Genomic DNA, 22,285 nt, shown 5'->3' with positions numbered 1-22,285 from the left:
GATCGACTGGTATGCTCCAGTTTTCGCGTTGAATCAGGCCAGCACGGGCAGGACCAGGCTGATGCCGAGCCCGACCATTACCACCGCGATCCCCGCGTCGAGGATGCGCCAGGAGCGCGGGGTCCTCAGCCACCGACCCAGGTAGCGGGCGCCGAAGCCGAGGGCCGAGAACCAGGCGATGCTGGCGAGGATCGCGCCGGCGGCGAAGACCCAGCGCGCGGCGCCGTGGGTGGCGGCGATGGATCCCAGGGTGAGCACCGTGTCGAGGTAGACGTGCGGGTTGAGCCAGGTCAGCGCGAGCACGGTGAGCAGGGTCGGCGCCAGCCTCGTGCGGGCCGCCGTCGTCGTTGCTCCGCCCGCCGTCGGCGGTGCGGCGTCGGCCTGCCCGTGCGGATCGGCGTGGAGCGCATCCCCGCTCGGTCGCCATGCGCGGCGGGCGGCCAGCAACCCATACGCGATCAGGAACGCGGCACCGGCCCAGCGGGCGACGACGAGCAGCCACGGCGCGCGCTCGACGAGGAAGCCGAGTCCCGCGACGCCGACGCAGATGAGGATCGCATCGGACAGCGCGCACACGAGAACGATCGGCAGCACGTGCTCGCGGCGCAGTCCCTGCCGCAGCACGAAGACGTTCTGCGCGCCGATGGCGACGATGAGGGAGAGGCCGAGGGCGAGGCCGGAGAGCATGCTGGTCACGTCTCCACGCTAGAGCGGTCGTCCTGAAGCTGCAGCGAAGTCTTCTGATGCTGCATAAGCAGTGCTTCACCTATCCTGGACGCATGCGGATCGATCCCGAACTGGCCGAGACCGTCGCCGTGATCCTCGACGAGGGAAGCATGGATGCGGCCGCACGCGTGCTGCACATCACCCCCTCGGCGGTCAGTCAGCGGGTCAAGCAGCTCGAGCAGCAGCTCGGGCGCGTGCTCGTCGTGCGCGGTCGGCCCGCGACATCGACGCCCGCCGGCGAAGCCGTGGCGCGCATGGCGCGGCAGCTGCGCCTGCTGCAGCACGACGCCGCGGCTCGGCTCGGCGTGGCCGCCGACGAGGGCGCGCGCCTGCGCATCCCGCTCGCGGTGAACGCCGACTCGATGGCGACGTGGTTCCTGCCTCCGTTGGCCGAGCTCTCCCGCACGCACGGCGTCGACGCGGAGCTGCATCGCGAAGATCAGAGCTACACCGCCCGGCTGCTCGAGAGCGGCGTGGTGATGGCGGCGGTGACGTCGCAGGCCGAGCCCGTCGCCGGGTGTGTCGTGCGCCCGCTCGGCGTGCTCGTGTACGAGGCCGTGGCCACGCAGGCCTTCGTGGAGCACTGGTTCCCCGAGGGTGTGACGCGCGAGGCGCTGGCGCATGCGCCCTTCATCGATTTCGATCGCCGCGACGCGCTCCAGCAGGACTGGCTGCGCGGGCAGGGCGTGGATCCTCTCGGCGTCCCGCGCCACTACGTTCCCGGCTCCGCGGACTTCGCCGAAGCCGTGCGGCTCGGCATGGGCTGGGGCATGCTCCCGGCGTTGCAGCGCGTCGTGGATGCCGACGGCGACGACCTCGTGCCCCTCGGCGGGCGGCCGGCCAGGGTGCCGCTGCATTGGCAGAGGTGGGATCTGCGCTCCGAGCTGCTGGATGCGGTGACCGCCGCCGTGGCCGCGGAGGCCGAACGCGTGCTGGAGCGGTGACGCTCGGGCGGTGTGCTTGTGCCCAGCCCCTGGTCTGTGTCCCCGGCGACGCCTAGGGTCGAGTCATGGCATCCGAGCGCGTCACGCTGACCGTCGCAGGCCCCGACGGCGATCGCCGCGTCGACCTGTCCAGTCCGAACCGCGCGGTGTGGCCGGATGCCGAGGGCGGGCCGATCACGAAGGCAGAGCTCGCCGAGTACGTGCAGGCGGTCGCAGGGCCCTTCCTCGCCGCGAACGGTGACCGCCCCGTCTCGCTGGAGCGCTTCCGCGTCGGGATCGGCGGGGAGTCGTTCTTCTCGAAGAACCCGCCCAAGGGCACGCCGGATTTCGTCGAGAGCGTCGAGGTCACGTACAACAGCGGTCGCAGTCATCCGCAGCTCGTGCTGACCGAGCCCGCCGCGATCGTCTGGGCCGTGCAGATGAACACCGTCGTCTTCCACCCGTGGGCCTCGCTCGCGGCCGACACCGACGATCCGGTCGAGCTGCGCATCGATCTCGACCCGCAGCCGGGCACCGGCATCCAGGAAGCGGTCGCCGCGGCGCACGAGCTTCGCGCGGTGCTCCGCGAGGCGGGGTTGGAGCCGTTCGTGAAGACGAGCGGCAACCGCGGCCTGCACGTGTTCTGCCCGATCGTGCCCGAGCACGAGTTCCTCGTCGTGCGGCATGCCGTCATCGCCGCGGGGCGCGAGCTGGAGCGACGGATGCCCGACCGCGTCACGACGAACTGGTGGAAGGAGGAGCGCGGCGAGCGCATCTTCGTCGACTACAACCAGGCGAACCGTGACCGCACGATGGCCGGCGCGTACAGCCCGCGCGCTCTTCCGCACGCCGCCGTGTCCACGCCGGTCGAGTGGGACGAGCTCGACGACCTCGATCCGACCCGTTTCACGGTGCGCACCGTGCCGCAGCGGCTGGCCGACACGGGCGACCCGTGGGCGCGGATGCAGGAGTCGCCCGGGCGGATCGACACCCTGCTGGAGTGGTGGGAGCGCGATGTCGAGAAGGGCCTGGGCGAACTGCCCTTTCCGCCCGAGTTCCCGAAGATGCCCGGCGAGCCGCCGCGTGTGCAGCCGAGTAAGCGCGTCGCGGAGAATTGGGACGCCGAGGGCAACCGCATCGCGGAGTGACGCCACGCCTGGCCGGGCACCTACGCGAGCACGTCGGCGAGGTCGTAGTCGGCCACGGCATCCAATTGGCTGTACGTGCACGAGCGCGGTTCTCGATCCGGCCGCCAGCGCTCGAACTGCACGGTGTGCCGGAAGCGCCGGCCCTCGAGCTGGTCGTAGCGCACCTCGAGCACCCGCTCGGGGCGCAGTCGCACGAAAGAGACATCCTTCGTGCCGGCGAACCGCGAGCGCTCACCCTCGCCGCGCACGACCTCGCCCTCCTCGTCGCGCTCGACGAGCGGAGCCAGCTCGTCGACGAGCTCCTGCCGCCGTGCGTTGCTCCACGCCGAGACGCCTCCCACCTGATGCAACGTGCCATCCGTGTCGTACAGGCCGACCAGGAGAGAGCCGACGCCGGAGCCGCTCTTGTGCACCCGGTAGCCGAGCGCGACGACATCGGCGGTGCGGGCGTGCTTGATCTTGAACAGCGCGCGCTTGCCCGGGGCGTACGCATCCGCGAGGGGCTTGGCGACGACTCCGTCGAGGCCCGCGCCCTCGAACTCGGCGAGCCAGCGGGCGGCGAGGGAGGGATCGTCGGTCGCCCGGGTCAGGTGCACCGGGGGCTCGACGTCTTCGAGCAGATCTTCGAGCCGGGCGCGACGCTTGCCGAAGGGGCGAGTGCGCAGATCCTCGTCGCCCAGGGCCAGCAGATCGAACGCGATGAACATCGCCGGCGTCTCCACGGCGAGCTTCTGCACGCGGGATTCGGCGGGGTGGATGCGCTGGCTCAGCGCTTCCCAGTCGAGCCGCTGGGCGCCGGAGCGGCCCGTGGCGACGACGATCTCGCCGTCGAGCAGGCAAGGCCCGGGCAGGATACGCGGCAGCGCCTCGACGAGCTCCGGGAAGTACCGGGTGAGCGGCTTGGCGCCGCGGGAGCCGATCTCGACCTCCTCGCCGTCCCAGGCGATGAGCCCGCGGAAGCCGTCCCATTTCGGCTCGTACAGCAGACCGCCGGGCGTCTTGTCGGGATCGGGGACGGTCGAGACAGCCTTGGCGAGCATCGGTGCGGGGATCTCGTAGCGCATGCCCCCATCCTGCCCGCCGCGACCGACGCTGTCAGCCGAAGAGATCGGCCAGGCTCACTCGCTCTCCGGCGTCGGCGAGCACGGTGCGGGCGGCGTGCCAGCCCGCCATGCCGTTGACGCCGGGGCCGGGCGGCGTGGATGCCGAGGCGAGGTACACCCCGGGCATCGGGGTGCGCCATGGCGAGCGCGCGACGACGGGGCGGCGCAGCGCCTGGACGATCGTGAACGCGCCGCCGAAGATGTCGCCGCCGATCTCGGCCGGGTTCGTCCGCACCCGGTCGCGCGCGGCGACGGCCCGGGAGGCGAGGATGCGGTCGCGGAAGCCGGGCGCGAAGCGCGCGATCTGCCGGGTGATGAGCTCGGTGGCGTCGAGGTCGGAGTTCGCCGGCACATGGATGTACGACCACAGCACGTGCTTCCCCTCCGGTGCGCGCGTCGCGTCGAGCACCGACGGCTGCACGACGAGCACGTACGGCGCCGCGCTCACCCGCCCCTGAGCGACGGCGTTCTCGCTCGCGCGGATCTCGTCGCGGGTGCCGCCGACGTGCACCGTGGGCGCGAGCGCGACGGCGGGGTCCGCCCACGGCACCGGGCCGTCGAGGGCGAAGTCGACCTTGGCCGCCGCCGCGCCGTAGCGGTAGCGGCGGAGCGCCCCGGCGTACGCCGCGGGCACGTCGCGCAGGGTGAGGGCGAGGCGGGGAGAGCCGGCGAGCACCAGCACGTCACCGCGTGCCGGATCGCCCCAGTCGAGAGACGACAGGTCGCCCACCCCGGCATCCGTCTCGATCGTGCCGCCGTGTGCGCGCAGATCGTCGACGAGCGCATCCGCGATCCGCTGCGCACCGCCGCGGGGATACGCCCACCCTCCGGCGTGTCCGTGTGCGGCCAGCAGCAGCCCCGCCGCCGCCGCACCGGGCGAGGGGAGGGCGGCGTTGGCGTGCGCGGCGACCCCGGCGAACAGCGCCGCCGCCTCCTCGCCGCGGAACGTGCGTGCCGACATCGCCGTGCCCTGCTCCAGCATCCGCAGCCCGTAGCGCAACGCGGTGACCGGATGCGGTGGCACCTGCAGCAGGGAGGATCCGGTGGTCTCCACGAGGGCATCGATGCGTCGGGTGAGCGGGCGCAGCAGGGCGCGCCACGCGCGGGCATCGGTGCCCAGCGCGTCGGCGGTGCGGTCGAGGTCGCGCCAGGCGATCGCCGAGCGCCCTCCGTCGAGCGGATGCGCGTACGAGGCCTCGGGCACGATCCAGTCGATCCGATCGCGTCCGAACGCGCGGAAGAACGGCGACGCGTACGCGGCCGGATGCACGGCCGAGCAGACGTCGCTGACGAACCCGGGCAGCGGCCCCTCCTCGCTGCGCACGCCGCCGCCGACGGCCGCCGCCGCCTCGAGCACGTGTACGGCGTACCCCGCCCTGGCCAGTGACACCGCGGCGGCGAGCCCGTTCGGACCACCGCCGATGACGGTGGCGCGTCGTGCGGATCGTCGAGGCATCGAACCGGTGGACATCGACTGGTCAGGTCAACTCGTCGCTCAGTCGTCGCGTGATCTCGGCCATCGGCATCGTGCGGGGGAAGACGGCCACGACGACGGCATCCGCGTCGTGGTCCTCGGTCGTCCCTGGCAGCACACCGAAGCGGCGCATCATGTCGTCCAGCGCGTGCCGCAGCACGGAGACCGGCGTGCGGGCGCCGCGCAGGAGGCGCCGCAGCACGTGGTTGTGCACGGCGGCCACGCCGGCCGCGAAGCTCACGGCGGCCAGCGGATCCAGGCCGGGCAGCGCGCGCCGCAGGTACTCGTCGAAGAGGCGCTCGTAGCGGAACACCGTGACGATCTCGCGCTCGCGCAGCGGGGGCTCCTGGCGCACGACCTGGTAGCGCCGCCGCGCGAGTTCGGGATCGGCGGCGAATCGACGGAAGACGAGGAGGGACGCCTCGCACACCGCCGCCCACGGATTGGCATGCGTCCGATCGAGGTAGGCGCGCAGTTCGTCGAGCATCTCCTCGTGGTCGGCGAAGACCACGTCGTCCTTGCCGCCGAACTGTCGGAAGAAAGTCGAGCGGGAGATGCCCGCCGCCTTCGCGATCTGCTCGACCGAGGTCGCGCCGAAGCCCTGGTCGGCGAACAGCTCGAGCGCGGCCGCCACGACGGCGGTGCGCGTGGGTGGTGCCTCGGCGCTCTCGCTCATACCAGGAGCCTAGAGGAGCCCGCGCTCCGGCGAGAACGGCGGCGCCGGGCTGGCACGGACCGGTCAGGGCGGAGGAGTAGGATGGGGGATTGGTCGATATCTTGATATCGAGAGACTTTTCCGGGCAACCCCAGCGGAGGACGCGCAGTGGATCTGTACGAGTACCAGGCACGAGACCTATTCGAGAAGTACGGAGTGCCGGTGCTCGCCGGCATCGTCGCCGACACCCCGGAGGAGGTGAAGGCGGCCGCCGAGAAGCTCGGCGGCGTCGTGGTCGTCAAGGCGCAGGTCAAGACCGGCGGCCGCGGAAAGGCCGGCGGAGTGAAGGTCGCCAAGACCCCGGATGAGGCCTACGAGGCCGCCAAGGCCATCCTGGGCCTGGACATCAAGGGCCACGTCGTCCAGCGCGTCATGGTCGCCGCCGGTGCCCGCATCGCCGAGGAGTTCTACTTCTCCGTGCTGCTGGATCGCGCCAACCGCTCCTACCTCTCGCTGTGCAGCGTCGAGGGCGGCATGGAGATCGAGCAGCTCGCGGTCGAGAAGCCCGAGGCCCTCGCCCGCGTCGAGGTCGACCCGCTCACCGGCATCGACAAGGCCAAGGCCGTCGAGATCGCCCGCGCGGCGAAGTTCCCGGAGGACCTCGTCGAGAAGGTCTCCGATGTCTTCGTGAAGCTCTTCGAGGTCTACAAGGGCGAGGATGCCACGCTCGTCGAGGTCAACCCGCTCGTGCGCACCGAAGAGGGCGAGATCATCGCCCTCGACGGCAAGGTCACCCTCGACGAGAACGCCAGCGAGATCCGCCACCCCGAGCACGAAGCGCTCGAGGACAAGGATGCCGCCGACCCGCTCGAGGCCAAGGCCAAGGAGTCGGGCCTGAACTACGTCAAGCTCGACGGCGAGGTCGGCATCATCGGAAACGGCGCGGGCCTGGTCATGTCGACGCTCGACGTCGTCGCCTACGCCGGCGAGAACCACGGCGGCGTGAAGCCGGCCAACTTCCTCGACATCGGCGGCGGCGCATCCGCCGAGGTCATGGCGAACGGCCTGGACGTCATCCTCGGCGACCCGCAGGTGAAGAGCGTGTTCGTCAACGTGTTCGGCGGCATCACCGCCTGCGACGCCGTCGCCAACGGCATCAAGGGCGCCCTGGAGACCCTCGGCGCCACCGCATCCAAGCCGCTCGTCGTGCGTCTCGACGGCAACCGCGTCGACGAGGGCCGCGCGATCCTCGCCGACTACGCCCACCCGCTCGTCACGCTCGCCGCCACCATGGACGAGGGCGCCGACAAGGCCGCCGAGCTGGCCAACGCCTGAGCCCCGAAGAGACTGCGAAGGACTGAACAGAAAATGTCGATCTTCCTCAACAAGGATTCCAAGGTCATCGTCCAGGGCATCACCGGCGGCGAGGGCACCAAGCACACCGCGCTCATGCTGAAGGCGGGCACGCAGGTCGTCGGCGGCGTCAACGCCCGCAAGGCCGGCACGACCGTCGAGCACACCGGCAAGGACGGCAGCCCCGTCTCGCTCCCGGTGTTCGGCTCCGTCGCCGAGGCGATGAAGGAGACCGGCGCAGATGTGTCGATCGCGTTCGTCCCCGGCGCGTTCACCAAGGATGCGATGGTCGAGGCCATCGACGCCGAGATCCCGCTGCTGGTCGTCATCACCGAGGGCGTCCCCGTGGGCGATTCGGCCGAGGCCTGGGCCTACGCGAAGAGCAAGGGCAACAAGACCCGGATCATCGGCCCGAACTGTCCCGGCGTCATCACCCCCGACGAGTCGCTGGTGGGCATCACGCCGGCCAACATCACCGGCAAGGGCCCGATCGGCCTCGTGTCGAAGTCGGGCACCCTCACCTACCAGATGATGTTCGAGCTGCGCGACCTGGGCTTCTCCACCGCCATCGGCATCGGCGGCGACCCCGTCATCGGCACCACGCACATCGATGCGCTGGAGGCGTTCGAGGCCGACCCAGAGACAAAGGCGATCGTGATGATCGGCGAGATCGGCGGCGACGCCGAGGAGCGCGCGGCCGAGTACATCAAGGCCAACGTCACCAAGCCGGTCGTCGGCTACGTCGCGGGCTTCACCGCCCCCGAGGGAAAGACCATGGGCCACGCCGGCGCGATCGTCTCGGGCTCGGCGGGCACCGCGCAGGCGAAGAAGGAGGCCCTCGAGGCCGCCGGCGTCAAGGTCGGCAAGACGCCGTCCGAGACGGCCGCCCTCATGCGCGAGATCATCGAGAAGCTGTAACACACTGCTCGCCGAGAGGGCTCCGGGTCTCGACCCGGGGTCCTCTTCGCGTCTGCGGATGCCGTCGCGCGCGTCCCGCGGTCTCCGCGCGTCATCTCGCCTAGGCTCGGATCGACATGCAACGCCTCCTCATCGTCATCCTCGCCGCGGTCGATGCGGTCGTCGCGGCGGCCGTCGGACTCGGGGCGCTGCTGGCCCCGTTGACCGTGCTGTGGACCCTGGCGTTCGGTCTCTCCGCCGACTGGGGAGCGTTGTGGCCCACCACGGCGACGCTGTGGCAGTTCGGCCACGCCGTGCCGATGGATGTGACGATCCCGGATGCCGTGCTCCGATCGGCGGGGATCGCCCCTGATGCGGCGACGTTCACGCTGTCGGTGTTCCCGCTGGCCTTCCTCGTGTTCACGGCGCTGTTCGCCGCGCGTTCCGGCCACCGCGCCGCGCACGCCGGCGCGTGGATCCCCGGCGTCGCATCCGGCACGGTCGTGTTCGCCGTCATCGCGACCGCGGTCGTGCTCACGGGGCGCCTCGATCTGGCTACGACCCCCTGGGTGCTCGGCATCGCGGCACCCGCGCTCGCCTACCTCTGCGGAGCAGGTGCGGGCGCCGTCATCACGGCGTGGGTCGAGGGCGACGGCGGCATCGTCGACGCTCTGCACGATCGGGTCGACGGATGGGGCCGCTGGCATGGGGTCGTCCCCGACGCCCTGCGCGGGGCGTCCGCGGCGCTGGTAGGACTCCTCGGGAGCTCGGCGGCGGCGGTCGCGCTGGCCGCGCTGCTGCGCGGAGGCGAGATGGTCTCGCTGTTCGAGTCACTGCGCGTGGACGCGTTGGGGACGACGGTCATCTCGCTGGGCCAGCTCGGCTACCTGCCGACGCTCGTGGTGTGGGCGCTGTCCTGGATCGCCGGGCCCGGCTTCTCACTCGGCACGGGCACCGCGATCTCGCCGGCCGGCACCGAGCTGGGCGTCGTGCCCGGCATCCCCGTGCTCGGCCTGCTGCCCGAGACCTCATCGCCGTGGATGCTCGTGGTCGTGCTCGCACCGATCGCCGCCGGGGCGCTGGCCGGCTGGATCGTGCGCTCGCGGATCGTGTCGGAAGGGCGCGAGTCCGGCTACGGACCGCGCACAGTCACGGCTGTCACCATCGCCGCCCTGGCCGGGGCCGGGGCGGCGATGCTGGCGGCGCTGGCATCCGGCTCGCTCGGGCCCGGCCGTCTCGCGGTGGCCGGGCCCGACCCGGGTCCGGTGGCGCTCGCGGTCGGTGTGGAGGTGCTCATCGGAGCCGCCATCCTGTTGCTCGCACCCCTGCACCGCACCGAGTTCGACGCCGTCGCCCCGCCCCGCCATGAGGATTCGGCGCCCGTCGACGCGCCGCTAGACTGAGGTCGTGCTCACGGTCGCCGTCCTCATCTCGGGCACCGGATCGAACCTGCGCGCGCTTCTCGACGCCGCCGCGGACCCCTCGTACCCGGCCCGGATCGTCGTCGTCGGCGCCGACCGCGAGGCGGAGGGTCTCGCGCACGCCGAGGCGTACGGCATCCCCTCGTTCACCGTGCCATGGCACGAGCACGAGAGCCGCGAGGCCTGGGCCGCCGAGGTCGATGCGCAGCTGCGCGTGTGGAACCCCGACCTCGTCGTGCTCAGCGGGCTCATGCGCCTGCTGCCGCCGTCGTTCGTCGCCGGATGGGCGCCGCACCTCATCAACACGCACCCCGCCCACCTGCCCGAGTTCCCGGGCGCGCATGCCGTGCGCGATGCGCTCGCCGCGGGCGCGACCCAGACCGGCGCGAGCGTGATCGTCGTCGACGACGGCGTCGACACCGGTCCGATCCTCGCCCAGGAGCGCATCGACGTGCTCCCCGGCGACACCGAGCACAGCCTGCACGAACGCATCAAGCCCGTCGAGCGCCGCCTGCTCATCGATGTCGTGCGTCGCATCGCGGAGGGCTCCCTCGCCCTCGACGCTGCGCGCGCCGCCTCGCCCTCCTGAACCGCACAACAGCACGTCCGCCGCGACGACTCATCCACCCGGAAGGAAACCCGATGTCCGGTCCCCGTCACGATCCGTCCCTGTACCGCACGCGAGACCTCATCCCGATCCGTCGTGCACTGGTGTCGGTGAGCGACAAGACCGGGCTCATCCCGCTCGCGCAGAGCCTGGCGGATGCCGGCGTCGAGATCATCTCGACGGGGTCGACGGCTCAGACCATCCGCGACGCGGGGATCGCCGTGGGGGATGTGGCCAGCGTCACCGGCGTGGCCGAGATGCTCGACGGGCGCGTCAAGACCCTGCACCCGAACGTGCACGCCGGGCTGCTGGCCGACCTGCGCCTGGAGGATCATGAGCGTCAGCTCGACGAGCAGGGAATCGTGCCGTTCGAGCTCGTCGTGGTGAACCTGTACCCCTTCGTCGAGACGGTCGCCTCGGGTGCCGATGCCGACGAGGTGGTCGAGCAGATCGACATCGGCGGGCCCGCGATGGTGCGCGCCGCGGCGAAGAACCACGCGAACGTCACGATCGTCGTCTCGCCCGAGTCGTATCCGGCGATCGTCGAGGCCGTCGGCGCCGGCGGCACCAGGCTTTCGCAGCGCCGCGAGCTCGCCGCCAGGGCCTTCGCGCACACCGCGGCCTACGATTCCGCCGTCGCGCAGTGGTTCGCCGAGGGCACGCTCGGTGACGGCGACGACCTCCCGGCGCACCTCACGATCAAGGCCGAGCGCCTGGCCACGCTGCGCTACGGCGAGAACGCGCACCAGCGCGGCGCGATCTACACCCGTGTGGGCGAGCACGGCATCGCGCAGGCCACGCAGCTGCAGGGCAAGGCGATGTCGTACAACAACTACGTGGATGCGGACGCCGCCCTGCGGGCCGCGTACGACATGGTGCTTCCCGCCGTCGCGATCGTCAAACACGCCAACCCGTGCGGGATCGCCACGACGGCGCCGAACGCGCTCGACCCGATCGCCAGCGCCCATCTGCGCGCGCACGAGTGCGACCCGGTCTCCGCATACGGCGGGGTGATCGCCGCCAACGGCACGGTCACGCTGAAGATGGCCGAGAATCTCAAGGACATCTTCACCGAGGTGATCGTCGCGCCCTCCTTCCAGCCCGAGGCGCTGGAGGTGTTCCGGGCGAAGAAGAACCTGCGCCTGCTGCAGTTGCCCGAGGACTGGCAGCAGGAGCGGATGGATGTGCGCCTGGTCTCCGGCGGTCTGCTGCTGCAGGACGCCGATCGCTTCCCCGACGACATCGCCTCGGTCGCCCGCGACTGGGAGCTCGTGTCGGGGGAGCGCCCCGACGACGACGAGATGGAGAACTTCATCTTCGCGTGGAAGGCCTGTCGTGCGGTGAAATCGAACGCCATCGTGCTCGCCAAGGGCAACGCCACCGTCGGCGTCGGCATGGGCCAGGTCAACCGGGTGGATTCGTGCCGTCTGGCCGTGGAGCGCGCGGGGGAGCGCGCGGCGGGTTCGGTCGCCGCATCCGACGCGTTCTTCCCATTCGCCGACGGCCCTCAGGTGCTCATCGACGCGGGGATCACGGCGATCGTGCAGCCCGGCGGATCGGTGCGCGATGAGGAGGTCGTGGATGCGGCGCGCAAGGCCGGCGTGACGATGTTCTTCACCGGGGAGCGCCACTTCTTCCACTGAGCCGGTCACACCCTCGAAGGGCGAGGCCGCCGCGTCCGATTTCCGCCAGCCGACGCCGTGTGCAGATGGCAGAGTGGAGCACGTGATCCTCTCGACGACCTCCTTCGACCAGCGGTACCGCGCCATCAGCGCGCGCGACACCCGCTTCGACGGGCAGTTCGTCACGGCCGTGCGCTCGACGGGTATCTACTGCCGGCCCAGCTGCCCCGCCCGCACGCCGAAGGCAGAGAACGTCACCTTCTACCCGACCAGCGCCGCCGCGCACGAGGCCGGGTTCCGCGCCTGCAAGCGGTGCCTGCCCGAGGCCGCACCAGGGTCGCCGGAGTGGAACCTGCGCGGGGATGCCGCGGCGCGGGCGATGCGCCTCATCGCCGACGGCGTCGTGGAGCGCGAGGGTGTTCCGGGGCTCGCGCGGCGGCTGGGCTATTCCTCCCGCCACCTCACCCGGCTGCTGTCGGCCGAGCTCGGCGCGGGGCCGCTCGCCCTGGCGAGGGCGCAGCGCGCCCAGACCGCGCGGATGCTGCTGATCGCCACCGACCTGCCCATCGCCGACGTCGCCTTCTCAGCCGGATTCTCCAGCGTGCGGCAGTTCAACGATACGATCCGCGAAGTGTTCGGAATGACCCCCGGCGCGCTCCGGTTGCGTCGGCCGGGACACGGGGCGAACGGCTCTCCGGGCGCGATCGACCTCGTGCTGCCGCACCGCGAGCCCTTCGATTCCGCGGGCCTGTTCGACTGGATGAGGGTGCGGGCGATCCCCGGCGTCGAAGAGGCGGGGGATCGCCGGTTCGCCCGGCATCTGCGACTGGGCGGCGGGCCGGCCTGGTTCGAGCTGCGCCGCGGCGACGACGGGCGGATACGACTGCGTGCCCGCCTCGCGCAGCTGTCCGACCTCGCGCCGCTCGTCTCCCGCGCCCGGCGGTTGTTCGACCTCGATGCCGATCCCGCCGCGGTCGACGAGGCCCTCTCGACGCATCGCCCGCTCGTGCCGCTCGTCGCCCGCACACCCGGCATCCGGGTCCCGGGGGCGGCGGATCCGCACGAGATGCTCATCCGCGCCATGGTCGGCCAGCAGATCTCCGTCGCCTCGGCGCGCACCGCGCTCACGGCGCTCACCGCGGCGCTGGGTGAGCGGGTCGGCGAGTCAGGCGACGCGGAGACCGCGGGGATCCTCTTTCCGACGATGGCGGCCATCGCCGAACACGGCGCCGAGGTGCTGCGCGGACCCGCCGCCCGCATCCGCGCGATCACCGGTGCGGCCGCCGCCCTCGCCGGCGGTGAACTCGTGCTGACCCTGGGCGATGACGGCGCGCAGCAGCGGGAGGCGCTGCTGGCCATGCCCGGGATCGGGCCGTGGACGGCCGACTACGTGCGGATGCGCGTGCTCGGCGATCCCGACGTGTTCCTCCCCGGCGATGTCGCCGTGCGCACGGGAGCCGCCGCCGCGGGCCTGCCCGCCGAGCCCGCCCCGCTCGCCCGATGGGCGGCCACGACCGCCCCGTGGCGCAGCTACCTCACCGCGCACCTGTGGCGTGCGGTCCCGCCCAGGCCCGCCCGCACCCGTGCGACCGCATCGAAGGAGCAGTCATGACCGCCGCGATCCCGTCCGCAACGATCCAGACCGTCGACACCCCGGACGGCGCGTTCAGCATCCTCGCCGACGACGACGGGCGGGTGCTCGTCGCCGGCTGGACGGCGGATCCCGACGCCGTGCTCGCCCGACTCGCCCCGGCCCACCGCCCCGCGCACGTGCGGGCCGTGGACGCCGCGAGCCCCGCCGCCGAGGCCGTCGCCGCGTACTACGCGGGGGAGCTCTCGGCGATCGACACGGTGCCCGTGCGCCAGTTCGGCACCGCGCTGCAGCGGCGCGGATGGGCCGCGCTGCGCGAGATCGCCCCGGGGAGCCCGTTCACCTACACGGCGTTCGCCGCGGCTCTCGGCAACGACCGTGCCGTGCGTGCCGCCGCATCGATCTGCGCCCGCAACGCGCCCGCGCTGTTCGTGCCGTGCCACCGGGTGCTGCGCTCCGACGGCTCGCTGGGCGGCTTCGCGTGGGGCGTCGACGTCAAGGAACGGCTCCTCGCCCGTGAGGCCGCGCAGGGGTGAGCACAGCGCTGAGTCGTGCAGACCCTCTGCGCGATTCGCCCTCGGCCTTGCTCTCGGCCACTTCGTCCGTTTAGGCTGGAGGGCTGTCGCGCCGCCCGCGCGGCACCGGCCGAGCCTCTGGAGGACATCATGATCACGACCACCGATTCGTCGATCCGTCGCGATGTCCCGGGCGCTCCCGCTCGCTCCCAGAGCTAGCCGCCGCACACTCCCGGTCATGCCACGGATGCCCGGCATCCGCCCCTTCGTCGTCCCCTTTCCGTCTTCCGCCCTCGCGTCTGGGAATCATGTCTTCCACGTCCACTCCTCGAACCTCGCCCCCGCGCCTGTCCACGGTGCGCGCCCTCGCACGGCTGTGGCCGTTCGTCAAGCCCGCCGCCTGGCGCCTGTTCGGCGGCGGGCTGAGCGCGCTCGCCGCCGCCGTCATCGCGCTGTGCATCCCGCTCGTGCTCGAAGGCGTGCTCGAGGGGCCCATCGCCTCGGGCGCGACCGCCGCGATCATTGCCGGCGCCGCCGCCGTGTTCGCCCTCGCCCTCGGCGAGGCGCTCATGGTGTTCCTGCGCCGTCAGTTCGTGCTCAACCCCGCCACGCAGGTGGAGTACACGATGCGCACGCACCTGTACTCGCGTCTGCAGGGGCTTCCCGTGGCCTTCCACGACCGCTGGCAGTCCGGCCAGCTCCTCAGCCGCATGATGCAGGACATCGGCCTCATCCGGCGCTGGCTGGCCTTCGGCCTTGTGCTGCTCGTGGTCAACCTGCTCACGATCGTCATCGGCGCCGTCATGCTGTTCCGCTGGCACTGGCTGCTGGGCACGATCTTCCTCATCACGGCCGTGCCGCTGTGGATCGCGGGCTTCCGCTTCGAGAAGCGCTACGGCGTGCTCACCCGGCAGAGTCAGGATCAGGCGGGAGATCTCGCCACGAGCGTCGAGGAGAGCGTGCACGGCATCCGTGTGCTCAAGGCGTTCGGCCGCGGCAAGCACGCGCTGCTGCGCTTCAGCCGCCAGGCGGAGTCGCTGCGCGAGACCGAGCTGAGCAAGGCCCGTTCGGTGGGCTGGATCTGGTTCTGGCTCGTGCTCATGCCCGAGATCGCCTTCGCGCTCAACCTCATGGCGGGCATCTGGCTCATCGTGCAGGGCGTGCTGTCCGCGCCCGAGCTGTTCGCCTACTTCGCCATGGCCACGGTGCTGCGCTGGCCGATCGAGTCGATCGGCTTCCTCTTCTCGTTCCTGCTGGATGCGCGCACGGCCACCGATCGCGTCTTCGAGATCTACGACGAGGTCAACACGATCACCGATCCCGCCGAGCCTGCGACCATCGCGGAGCCCCGCGGCGAGCTCGCCTTCGAGGCCGCGCACTTCCGCTACCAGGATGCGGGGGCCGCCGAACGCGACCTGCTCGACGGGGTGGAACTCGTGCTGCGCCCCGGCGAGACGATGGCCCTGGTGGGTCTGACCGGCTCGGGCAAGACGACGCTGACGACCCTGCCCACGCGTCTGTACGACGTCACCGGCGGGCGCGTCACGCTCGACGGCGTCGACGTGCGCGACCTGACGCTGGCAGAGCTGCGCCGGCATATCGCGATGGCCTTCGAAGACGCGACCCTGTTCTCCGCCTCCGTACGCGAGAACGTGCTGCTGGGCCGCGCGGACCTCGACGTGCACAGCACCGAGGCCGAGGCCGTGCTGCGCGAGGCCCTCGATGTCGCGCAGGCCGGATTCGTGGATGCGCTGCCCGAGGGCGTGGAGACGCTCATCGGCGAGGAGGGGCTGAGCCTGTCCGGCGGACAGCGCCAGCGCCTCGCGCTGGCGCGCGCCGTCGCGGCCAAGCCCAAGGTGCTCGTGCTCGACGATCCGCTCTCGGCCCTCGACGTCGACACCGAGGCGCTCGTGGAGGAGGCGCTGCGGCATGTGCTCGCCGACACCACGGCGCTCATCGTCGCCCACCGCCCCTCGACCGTCGCGCTCGCCGACCGGGTCGCCGTGCTCGAACGCGGGCGGGTCTCGGCCGTGGGCACCCACTCCGATCTGCTGCGCACGAGTGCGCACTACCGGCACGTGATCTCCAGCCTCGAGGCGGAGGAGGCCGCGCGCACCGGGGCGATCCCGATCGTCTCGACCCCGGATCCCATCGACATCAAGAACGCGGACGACATCATGGACGAGGAGGTGCAGGCATGACCACGGCCGTCACCGGAACGCAGGGCGAGGACCGCGCCGACTACTCGCGCGAGGAGAGCCGCAGCATCCGTCGCCGCTCGCTGCGGCTGCTCGGGTCGCTGATCACGCCGCTGCGCGCGCACATCGTGCTCACCGCCGCCGTGCTCGTGATCTCCACCGCCGCCCAGGTCGCAGGCCCCGCGCTGATCGCGTACGGGCTCAACAACGCGCTGCCTGCCGTGCTCGAGCACGCGGACTGGATGCCCACGCTCGTCGTCGGCATCGGGTTCCTCCTCATCGGGCTGCTGGGTGCCGCGCTCATCGGCTGGTACGCCGTGCTCACGGCCCGCATCACGCAGGCCGTGCTGATCGATCTGCGCAAGCGCATGTTCCTGCACACTCAGCGGCTGAGCCTGGAGTTCCACGAGAGCTACACCTCCGGGCGCATCATCTCCCGGCAGACGAGCGACCTCGACTCCATCCGCGAACTGCTCGACGGCGGGCTCAACGAGCTCGTCTCCGGGCTGCTGTACGGCGCGTTCACGTTCATCGCGCTCATGCTCGTGGACTGGCAGTCCGGTGTCGTGCTCGTGCTCGCCGGCATCCCGCTGATGTACCTCATGCGCTGGTTCTACCTGCGCTCGCAGCGCGTGTACCGGGAGTCGCGCGTGATCAGCGCCAAGGTGATCGTGCAGTTCGTCGAGACGATGACCGGCATCCGCGCCGTCAAGGCCTTCCGCAAGGAGCCGCGCAACGACGAGACGTTCCAGGGCATCGCGGGCGAGTACCGCGATGTGAACCGCCGCTCGATGCTGCTGTTCGGCGTCTTCGAGCCGGGCCTCATGGCCGTGGCGGCGATCACGCTGGGCGTCGTCGTCGTGTGGGGCGGCATCCGCATGTCACAGGGCGAGATCCAGGTCGGCATCCTGCTGGCCGCGGTGCTGTACGTGCGCAACTTCTTCTCGCCCATGCAGGAGATCGCGATGTTCCTGAACTCGTACCAGTCCGCCACGGCGGCGCTGGAGAAGGTCTCGGGCGTGCTCGAGGAGGTGCCGACGGTTCCCGACCCCGCGCGGCCGGTCGACCTGTGGGAGTCGAAGGGGCACGTGCGCTTCGACGACGTCACCTTCGGCTACGCCGACGAGCGCACGATCCTGCCGAGCTTCTCGCTCGACATCCCCGCCGGGCAGACGATCGCGCTGGTGGGCACGACGGGTGCGGGCAAGTCGACGCTCGCCAAACTCATCTCGCGCTTCTACGACCCCACCGTCGGCGCAGTGACGCTCGACGGCGTGGATCTGCGCTCGCTGCATCCGAAGGACCTGCGCCGCGCCATCGTGATGGTCACGCAGGAGGCGTACCTGTTCAGCGGCACCGTCGCCGACAACATCGCCCTCGGCAAGCCCGATGCGACGCTCGACGAGATCCGCGCCGCGGCACGCGCGGTCGGCGCCGACGGGTTCATCGAGGCGCTGCCCGACGGCTACGGCACCGACGTGAACAAGCGCGGCGGCCGGGTCTCCGCCGGGCAGCGCCAGCTGATCTCGTTCGCGAGGGCATTCCTGGCCGACCCCGCCGTGCTCATCCTCGACGAGGCGACGGCATCGCTGGACATCCCCTCCGAACGACTCATCCAGGATGCGCTGCAGACGCTGCTCGCCGACCGCACGGCCATCATCATCGCGCACCGCCTGTCGACGGTCGCGATCGCCGACCGGGTACTCGTCATGGAGCACGGCCGCATCATCGAAGACGACACCCCCGACGCCCTCATCGGCGGCACGGGCAAGTTCGCCCAGCTGCACGCGGCCTGGCAGCAGACTCTGGTGTGAGGGTGGCGACGTAGGCTCGTCCCATGGCGACGGCGGCGATGGATAGTCTCGACGGGTGGATCCTCTGTGGGCGTTCGCGGCCGAGTTCTGGTGGCTCGGCCCCGTCGCGGCGGCCGCGGGCGCTGCCGGGGTGCTGGCGGTGCGCGGCATGAAGCGGGATCTGCGTCGGCGACTCGCCTACGACGCCGCTCGGCACGACCTGCAGCGCGCGCAGGAAGAAGTGGCGCGTGCGCGGGTGACGGTCAAGCTCGCCAGGGCGGATGCCGCAAAGGCCGCGGCCGATCGGGCCGTGTCGGCGGTCGGCGCCGCCGAGGTCGCGGCGGCGCGCAGGGCGTTGCGCGACGCCGAACTGGCGCTCCGAGCAGGTGTGGCCGCCGTCCGGGCGCGCAGGGCGCAGCGCGACGCCGCCCGGCAGGAGCTCGCCTCGGCGCTGCCGCCCGAGCAGTGGCCGCTGCCTCGTCTGCACCGCGCGCACGATGCGCTCACGGCGCGCTGGATGACGTACGAGACCGATCCGCACAAGCTCATCGCCTTTCCGACCATGAGCGATGGTCGCGACCCCGACACGGGCCTGTTCTTCACCGCGGCCGCCGAGGCGCAGCGGCTGCGCCCCGATGCGGACGACCGGCAGGTGACCGCGTCGGCGTTCTCCGCGTATCGCGATGCCGTCGACGCGATGGGTCGAGCCCTGGATCGCGCGGAGCGCGCGGCGCGGGCGAGAGCCGAGGGGCGCGACCCGGCCGCCGAGCGCGCCAGGGCGGCATCGTGGCAGGAGGCGGCGCACGACGCCATCGGGCGCTCCGCCCGGCTCCTGGACGATGCCGCGGGTGCGGTCTCCTCTGCGATCTCGCAATGGACCGAGCGCAATCCGTTCCGGCGGGGCGAGAAGTGACCGCTCCTGGTCCGCACGTGCGGCGCACCCGCTACGGCTACGGGATCGGGACGCTGGGACGGGACCTGTCGTACACGCTCGTGAGCATGTACTTGATCTTCTACCTCAGCGATGTGCTGGAGGTCTCGGCGGGCGTGCTCGCGGCAGTCACGGTCGTCCTCGTCATCGCACGCGTCTTCGACGCCGTCAACGACCCCTTCATGGGGCTGATCGTCGACAACACCCGCAGCCGCTGGGGACGCTTCCGGCCCTGGATCGTCGTCGGGGCGGTGCTCTCCTGCCTCTTCCTCGTGCTGATGTTCACCGACTTCGGCCTCGACGACGCCGCCTTCGTCGTCGTCTTCACCGTCGTGTATGTGGCGTGGGAGATCTCGTACACGATGAACGACCTGGGCTACTGGTCGATGCTTCCCGCGCTCACGCAGGATCAGGACGAGCGCGAGCGCATCGGCGCCTTCGCCCGGATCTGCGCCAACATCGGCGTCTTCTCGATGGTCGTCGCGATCGTCCCCGTCTCGAACGCGCTGGCCGCGGTCACCGGCGACCTGCGCTCGGCGTACACGGTCATCGCACTCGCCGCGGCGGTGCTCATGCTCGTCTTCCAGACGGTGATGGTGCTCCTGGTCCGCGAGGACCCGACGATCCCGGTGCCCAGCGGGGCGACGAAGCTGCGCGAGCTGTTCCGGATCATCGTCCGCAACGACCAGCTCCTCGTCGCCGGCGTCGCGATGCTGCTGTTCATGTCGGCCTTCTCGATCACGACCGGGCTCGGACTCTTCTATTTCAAGTACGTCTTCGGAGACGAGGGCGTCTACTCGGTGTTCGCCGTCGTGCTCGGCGTCGCCCAGATCGCCGCTCTGGCCTGTTTCCCCCTGCTGAGCCGGCTCGCCTCGCGGCGTACTCTGTTCACGGCATCCGTGGCGTGCGTGGCTCTGGGGTACGTGCTGTTCTCGTTCACCCCGCCCGGGGCGCTGGCGATGATCGTCATCGCGGGGCTGCTGATCTTCTCCGCGCAGGCGGCGATCCAGCTGCTCATGCTCATGTTCATCGCCGACACGGTCGAGTACGGGCACTGGAAGCTCGGCAGCCGCAACGACAGCATCACCCTGTCGCTGCAGCCCTTCGTCTACAAGATGGCCGCCGCAGTCTCCAACGGCGTCATCGGGTGGACGGTCATCGCCTCGGGCATGCAGGAGGCCACGGGCGCCGCCGACATGAGTCCGGAGGGGACGACGCTGATCCGCGGGAGCATGTTCTGGCTGCCGCTGATCCTGATCGTGCTCAGCTACCTCGTCTACCGGATCTGGTACCGCCTCGACGCTGCCCGGTACGCCCGCATCGTCGAAGAGCTCCGCCTGCGCGCCCACGACGTCGCACCGCGCGAGGGGGCGATCGGTGGCTGAGCAGGCACCGCTGCTGGACATGGGCAGCCGGGTGCGCGACGTCAGGGCGCATCCGCTGGGACACGACATCGTGCAGAAGATCCTCCTGCAACTGGGCCGGTCGACCCGCTGGATCGACAACCCGGTCATCGGCTCGCTGCGCCTTGGCACCGTGCACCGCCTGTTCGCGCGCCGGGTGGGCGAGGGCTTCGTCCCGACGCTGCTCGACCTGCTGAACCAGCATCGCGATATCCCGAGCGACGAGGTCGCCGAGCGTCCGCGCGCCTGGTGGCAGGATGCGGTCTTCTACCAGGTGTATCCGCGTTCGTTCATGGACTCCGACGGCGACGGCATCGGCGATCTCGGCGGCATCCTCGCCCGACTCGACCATCTGCAGGACCTCGGCGTGGACGCCCTCTGGCTCTCGCCCGTCTACGACTCGCCCAACGACGACAACGGTTACGACATCCGCGACTACCGCGCGGTGATGGCCGAGTTCGGCACGATGGACGATCTCGACCGCCTCGTCCACGAGCTGCACCGCCGCGGCATGCGGCTGATCATGGATCTCGTCGTCAACCACACCTCCGATGAGCACGCCTGGTTCCAGCAGGCGCTCGCCGATCCCGCCTCGCCTTACCGCGACTACTACTTCTTCCGCCCGGGCGAGCCGGATGCGCCGCCGAACAACTGGACCTCGTTCTTCTCCGGCTCCGCGTGGCGGTGGTTCCCCGAGCGCGGCGAATGGGCGCTGCACCTGTTCTCTCCCCGGCAGATGGATCTCGACTGGACCCATCCGCCGATGCGCGAGGAGATCGTCGAGATGGTGCGCTGGTGGCTCGAGAAGGGGGTCGACGGCTTCCGTCTCGACGTCATCAACTACATCTCCAAGCCGCCCGCGCTCCCCGACGGGGATGCGACCGTCGGCGCGCTCATGGAGTACACCGGCGTGGAGCACTACTTCGCCGGACCCCGCCTGCACGAGCACCTGCGGCAGCTGCGGGCGGAGGCCTTCGAGCCGTACGCGGCGGTGTCGATCGGGGAGACCCCCGGTGTGGGCGCCCGGCTGGGACGCCTCTTGACCGCGCCGGACCGCGGCGAGCTCGACATGATCTTCGGCTTCGACCATCTCGACGCCCCCGGCCGCACCCGCTTCGAGGACTACCGATACGACCTGCGCCACCTGCGCGACGCCTGGACCGACTGGCAGCGCGAGTACGGCGCGACCTGCTGGCCGAGCCTGTTCCTCGAGAACCACGACAACCCGCGCATGATCTCCAAGATCGACCCGCGCCCCGAGCACCGCGCGGCGCTGGGCACACTGCTCCTGCTGCTCAAGCTCACCCTTCGGGGCACGCCTTTTCTCTACCAGGGGCAGGAGCTGGGGCTGGTGAACCACGCGTTCTCCTCCGTCGCGCAGCTGCGCGACGTGGAGAGCCTCAACCGCTACGCCGCGCTGCGCGAGCTCGGGCGCAGCGACGCGGAGGCGTTCGCCGAGGTGCTCGCCGGCAGTCGAGACCACGCCAGGGTTCCGATGCCGTGGACCTCGGGACCGTACGGCGGATTCACGGACGGCACGCCGTGGCTGATGGGCGACGGCGACCACGAGAAGTGGAACGCGAAGGATCAGGCGGCCGACCCGGGATCCGTGCTCCGCGCCTGCCGCGACCTCATCGCGCTGCGCCGCGCGCATCCCGCCCTCACGCGCGGAGCGATCGTCTTCGGCCCGAGGCGTCGCGGACTCTGGCTCTACGAGCGCCGCGCCGAGGACGAGACGATCGGCGTCGCCGCGAACCTGACCGACCGGCCCCATCGGTGGCGGATGCCCGCGCGGGCCCGCCTCCTCTACGCCACCGGTGCGGGAGACGAGAGGCGCCTGGTCCCGTACGAGGCGCGGGTGTACGCGCTGGAGGGATGAGAAGGCGACGGAGCCTCGGTGGGGGAGGGGATCCGAGGCCCCGCCG

Annotated in this window: 18 protein-coding genes; 14 read left to right on the top strand and 4 right to left on the bottom strand. The window is 71.2% G+C overall.

All coding sequences use genetic code 11. The annotated features are described in order from the left end of the window. Nucleotides 1–33: 33 nt before the first annotated feature. A complete protein-coding gene (locus BKA02_RS02485) occupies nucleotides 34–687 on the bottom strand; it encodes a LysE/ArgO family amino acid transporter (protein WP_179435139.1) in 654 nt (217 codons plus the stop codon). A gap of 92 nt (nucleotides 688–779) precedes the next feature. Here BKA02_RS02485 and BKA02_RS02480 point away from each other — a divergent pair, with 92 nt between their 5' ends. Then, complete coding sequence (locus tag BKA02_RS02480) at nucleotides 780–1,670, top strand: LysR family transcriptional regulator ArgP (RefSeq protein ID WP_179430978.1); 891 nt, start codon at nucleotides 780–782, stop codon at nucleotides 1,668–1,670. A gap of 65 nt (nucleotides 1,671–1,735) precedes the next feature. After that, on the top strand, nucleotides 1,736–2,797 hold the full coding sequence (gene ligD, locus BKA02_RS02475) for a non-homologous end-joining DNA ligase (RefSeq protein WP_179430976.1): 1,062 nt from the start codon (nucleotides 1,736–1,738) through the stop codon (nucleotides 2,795–2,797). A 20-nt stretch (nucleotides 2,798–2,817) separates the two neighbouring features. Here the strand turns inward: ligD and BKA02_RS02470 are convergent, their stop codons facing one another. The 3 genes from BKA02_RS02470 to BKA02_RS02460 are packed head-to-tail and all read right to left on the bottom strand — an operon-like array spanning nucleotide 2,818 to nucleotide 6,050. Further along, the gene (locus BKA02_RS02470; RefSeq protein ID WP_179430974.1) at nucleotides 2,818–3,861 is read right to left on the bottom strand and encodes an ATP-dependent DNA ligase; all 1,044 of its coding nucleotides are present in this window, start codon (nucleotides 3,859–3,861) and stop codon (nucleotides 2,818–2,820) included. 31 nt (nucleotides 3,862–3,892) lie between these two features. Continuing rightward, entirely contained in the window at nucleotides 3,893–5,356 is a 1,464-nt protein-coding gene (locus BKA02_RS02465; RefSeq protein ID WP_246285958.1) for a phytoene desaturase family protein, read from the bottom strand. Between the two features lie 22 nt (nucleotides 5,357–5,378). Then, nucleotides 5,379–6,050, bottom strand: a complete 672-nt coding sequence (locus BKA02_RS02460) for a TetR/AcrR family transcriptional regulator (RefSeq protein WP_179430970.1) — start codon at nucleotides 6,048–6,050, stop codon at nucleotides 5,379–5,381. A gap of 147 nt (nucleotides 6,051–6,197) precedes the next feature. On the opposite strand from BKA02_RS02460, the gene sucC reads away from it, so the two are divergent. The 12 genes from sucC to BKA02_RS02400 all read left to right on the top strand — a co-directional run bounded on the left by sucC (nucleotide 6,198) and on the right by BKA02_RS02400 (nucleotide 22,239). Next, a complete protein-coding gene (sucC, locus tag BKA02_RS02455; protein ID WP_179430968.1) occupies nucleotides 6,198–7,364 on the top strand; it encodes an ADP-forming succinate--CoA ligase subunit beta in 1,167 nt (388 codons plus the stop codon). A 33-nt stretch (nucleotides 7,365–7,397) separates the two neighbouring features. Next, nucleotides 7,398–8,300: a succinate--CoA ligase subunit alpha gene (gene sucD, locus BKA02_RS02450; protein ID WP_179430966.1), complete on the top strand. Its 903-nt coding sequence runs from the start codon at nucleotides 7,398–7,400 to the stop codon at nucleotides 8,298–8,300. Between the two features lie 116 nt (nucleotides 8,301–8,416). Further along, nucleotides 8,417–9,682 (top strand): cell division protein PerM, encoded by a 1,266-nt coding sequence (locus BKA02_RS02445; RefSeq protein WP_179430964.1) that lies wholly within the window; start codon nucleotides 8,417–8,419, stop codon nucleotides 9,680–9,682. A gap of 4 nt (nucleotides 9,683–9,686) precedes the next feature. Next, entirely contained in the window at nucleotides 9,687–10,289 is a 603-nt protein-coding gene (gene purN, locus BKA02_RS02440; protein ID WP_179430962.1) for a phosphoribosylglycinamide formyltransferase, read from the top strand. Nucleotides 10,290–10,342: 53 nt separating this feature from the next. Continuing rightward, nucleotides 10,343–11,950 (top strand): bifunctional phosphoribosylaminoimidazolecarboxamide formyltransferase/IMP cyclohydrolase, encoded by a 1,608-nt coding sequence (gene purH / locus BKA02_RS02435; RefSeq protein WP_179430960.1) that lies wholly within the window; start codon nucleotides 10,343–10,345, stop codon nucleotides 11,948–11,950. 82 nt (nucleotides 11,951–12,032) lie between these two features. After that, complete coding sequence (locus BKA02_RS02430; protein WP_179430958.1) at nucleotides 12,033–13,541, top strand: AlkA N-terminal domain-containing protein; 1,509 nt, start codon at nucleotides 12,033–12,035, stop codon at nucleotides 13,539–13,541. After that, nucleotides 13,538–14,056 carry a methylated-DNA--[protein]-cysteine S-methyltransferase gene (locus tag BKA02_RS02425; protein ID WP_179430956.1) on the top strand — a complete coding sequence of 173 codons (519 nt, stop codon included), beginning with the start codon at nucleotides 13,538–13,540 and terminating at the stop codon, nucleotides 14,054–14,056. Before BKA02_RS02430 ends, BKA02_RS02425 begins: the two co-directional genes overlap by 4 nt. Nucleotides 14,057–14,343: 287 nt before the next feature. Continuing rightward, nucleotides 14,344–16,236 carry an ABC transporter ATP-binding protein gene (locus BKA02_RS02420; RefSeq protein WP_179430954.1) on the top strand — a complete coding sequence of 631 codons (1,893 nt, stop codon included), beginning with the start codon at nucleotides 14,344–14,346 and terminating at the stop codon, nucleotides 16,234–16,236. Continuing rightward, nucleotides 16,233–18,047: an ABC transporter ATP-binding protein gene (locus BKA02_RS02415; RefSeq protein WP_179430952.1), complete on the top strand. Its 1,815-nt coding sequence runs from the start codon at nucleotides 16,233–16,235 to the stop codon at nucleotides 18,045–18,047. The genes BKA02_RS02420 and BKA02_RS02415 overlap by 4 nt, the downstream gene beginning before the upstream one ends. A 55-nt stretch (nucleotides 18,048–18,102) precedes the next feature. Continuing rightward, nucleotides 18,103–18,939, top strand: a complete 837-nt coding sequence (locus BKA02_RS02410) for a hypothetical protein (RefSeq protein ID WP_179430950.1) — start codon at nucleotides 18,103–18,105, stop codon at nucleotides 18,937–18,939. Continuing rightward, nucleotides 18,936–20,342 (top strand): glycoside-pentoside-hexuronide (GPH):cation symporter, encoded by a 1,407-nt coding sequence (locus tag BKA02_RS02405; protein WP_218844419.1) that lies wholly within the window; start codon nucleotides 18,936–18,938, stop codon nucleotides 20,340–20,342. The genes BKA02_RS02410 and BKA02_RS02405 overlap by 4 nt, the downstream gene beginning before the upstream one ends. After that, nucleotides 20,335–22,239 (top strand): alpha-amylase family glycosyl hydrolase, encoded by a 1,905-nt coding sequence (locus tag BKA02_RS02400; RefSeq protein ID WP_179430946.1) that lies wholly within the window; start codon nucleotides 20,335–20,337, stop codon nucleotides 22,237–22,239. The genes BKA02_RS02405 and BKA02_RS02400 overlap by 8 nt, the downstream gene beginning before the upstream one ends. Nucleotides 22,240–22,285 lie beyond the last annotated feature (46 nt).

The sequence above is a fragment of the Microbacterium pseudoresistens genome, assembly GCF_013409745.1.
Taxonomy (GTDB): domain Bacteria; phylum Actinomycetota; class Actinomycetes; order Actinomycetales; family Microbacteriaceae; genus Microbacterium; species Microbacterium pseudoresistens.
Note: the sequence above shows the minus strand (reverse complement) of the source record. Positions and strands in the feature narration are given on the sequence as shown.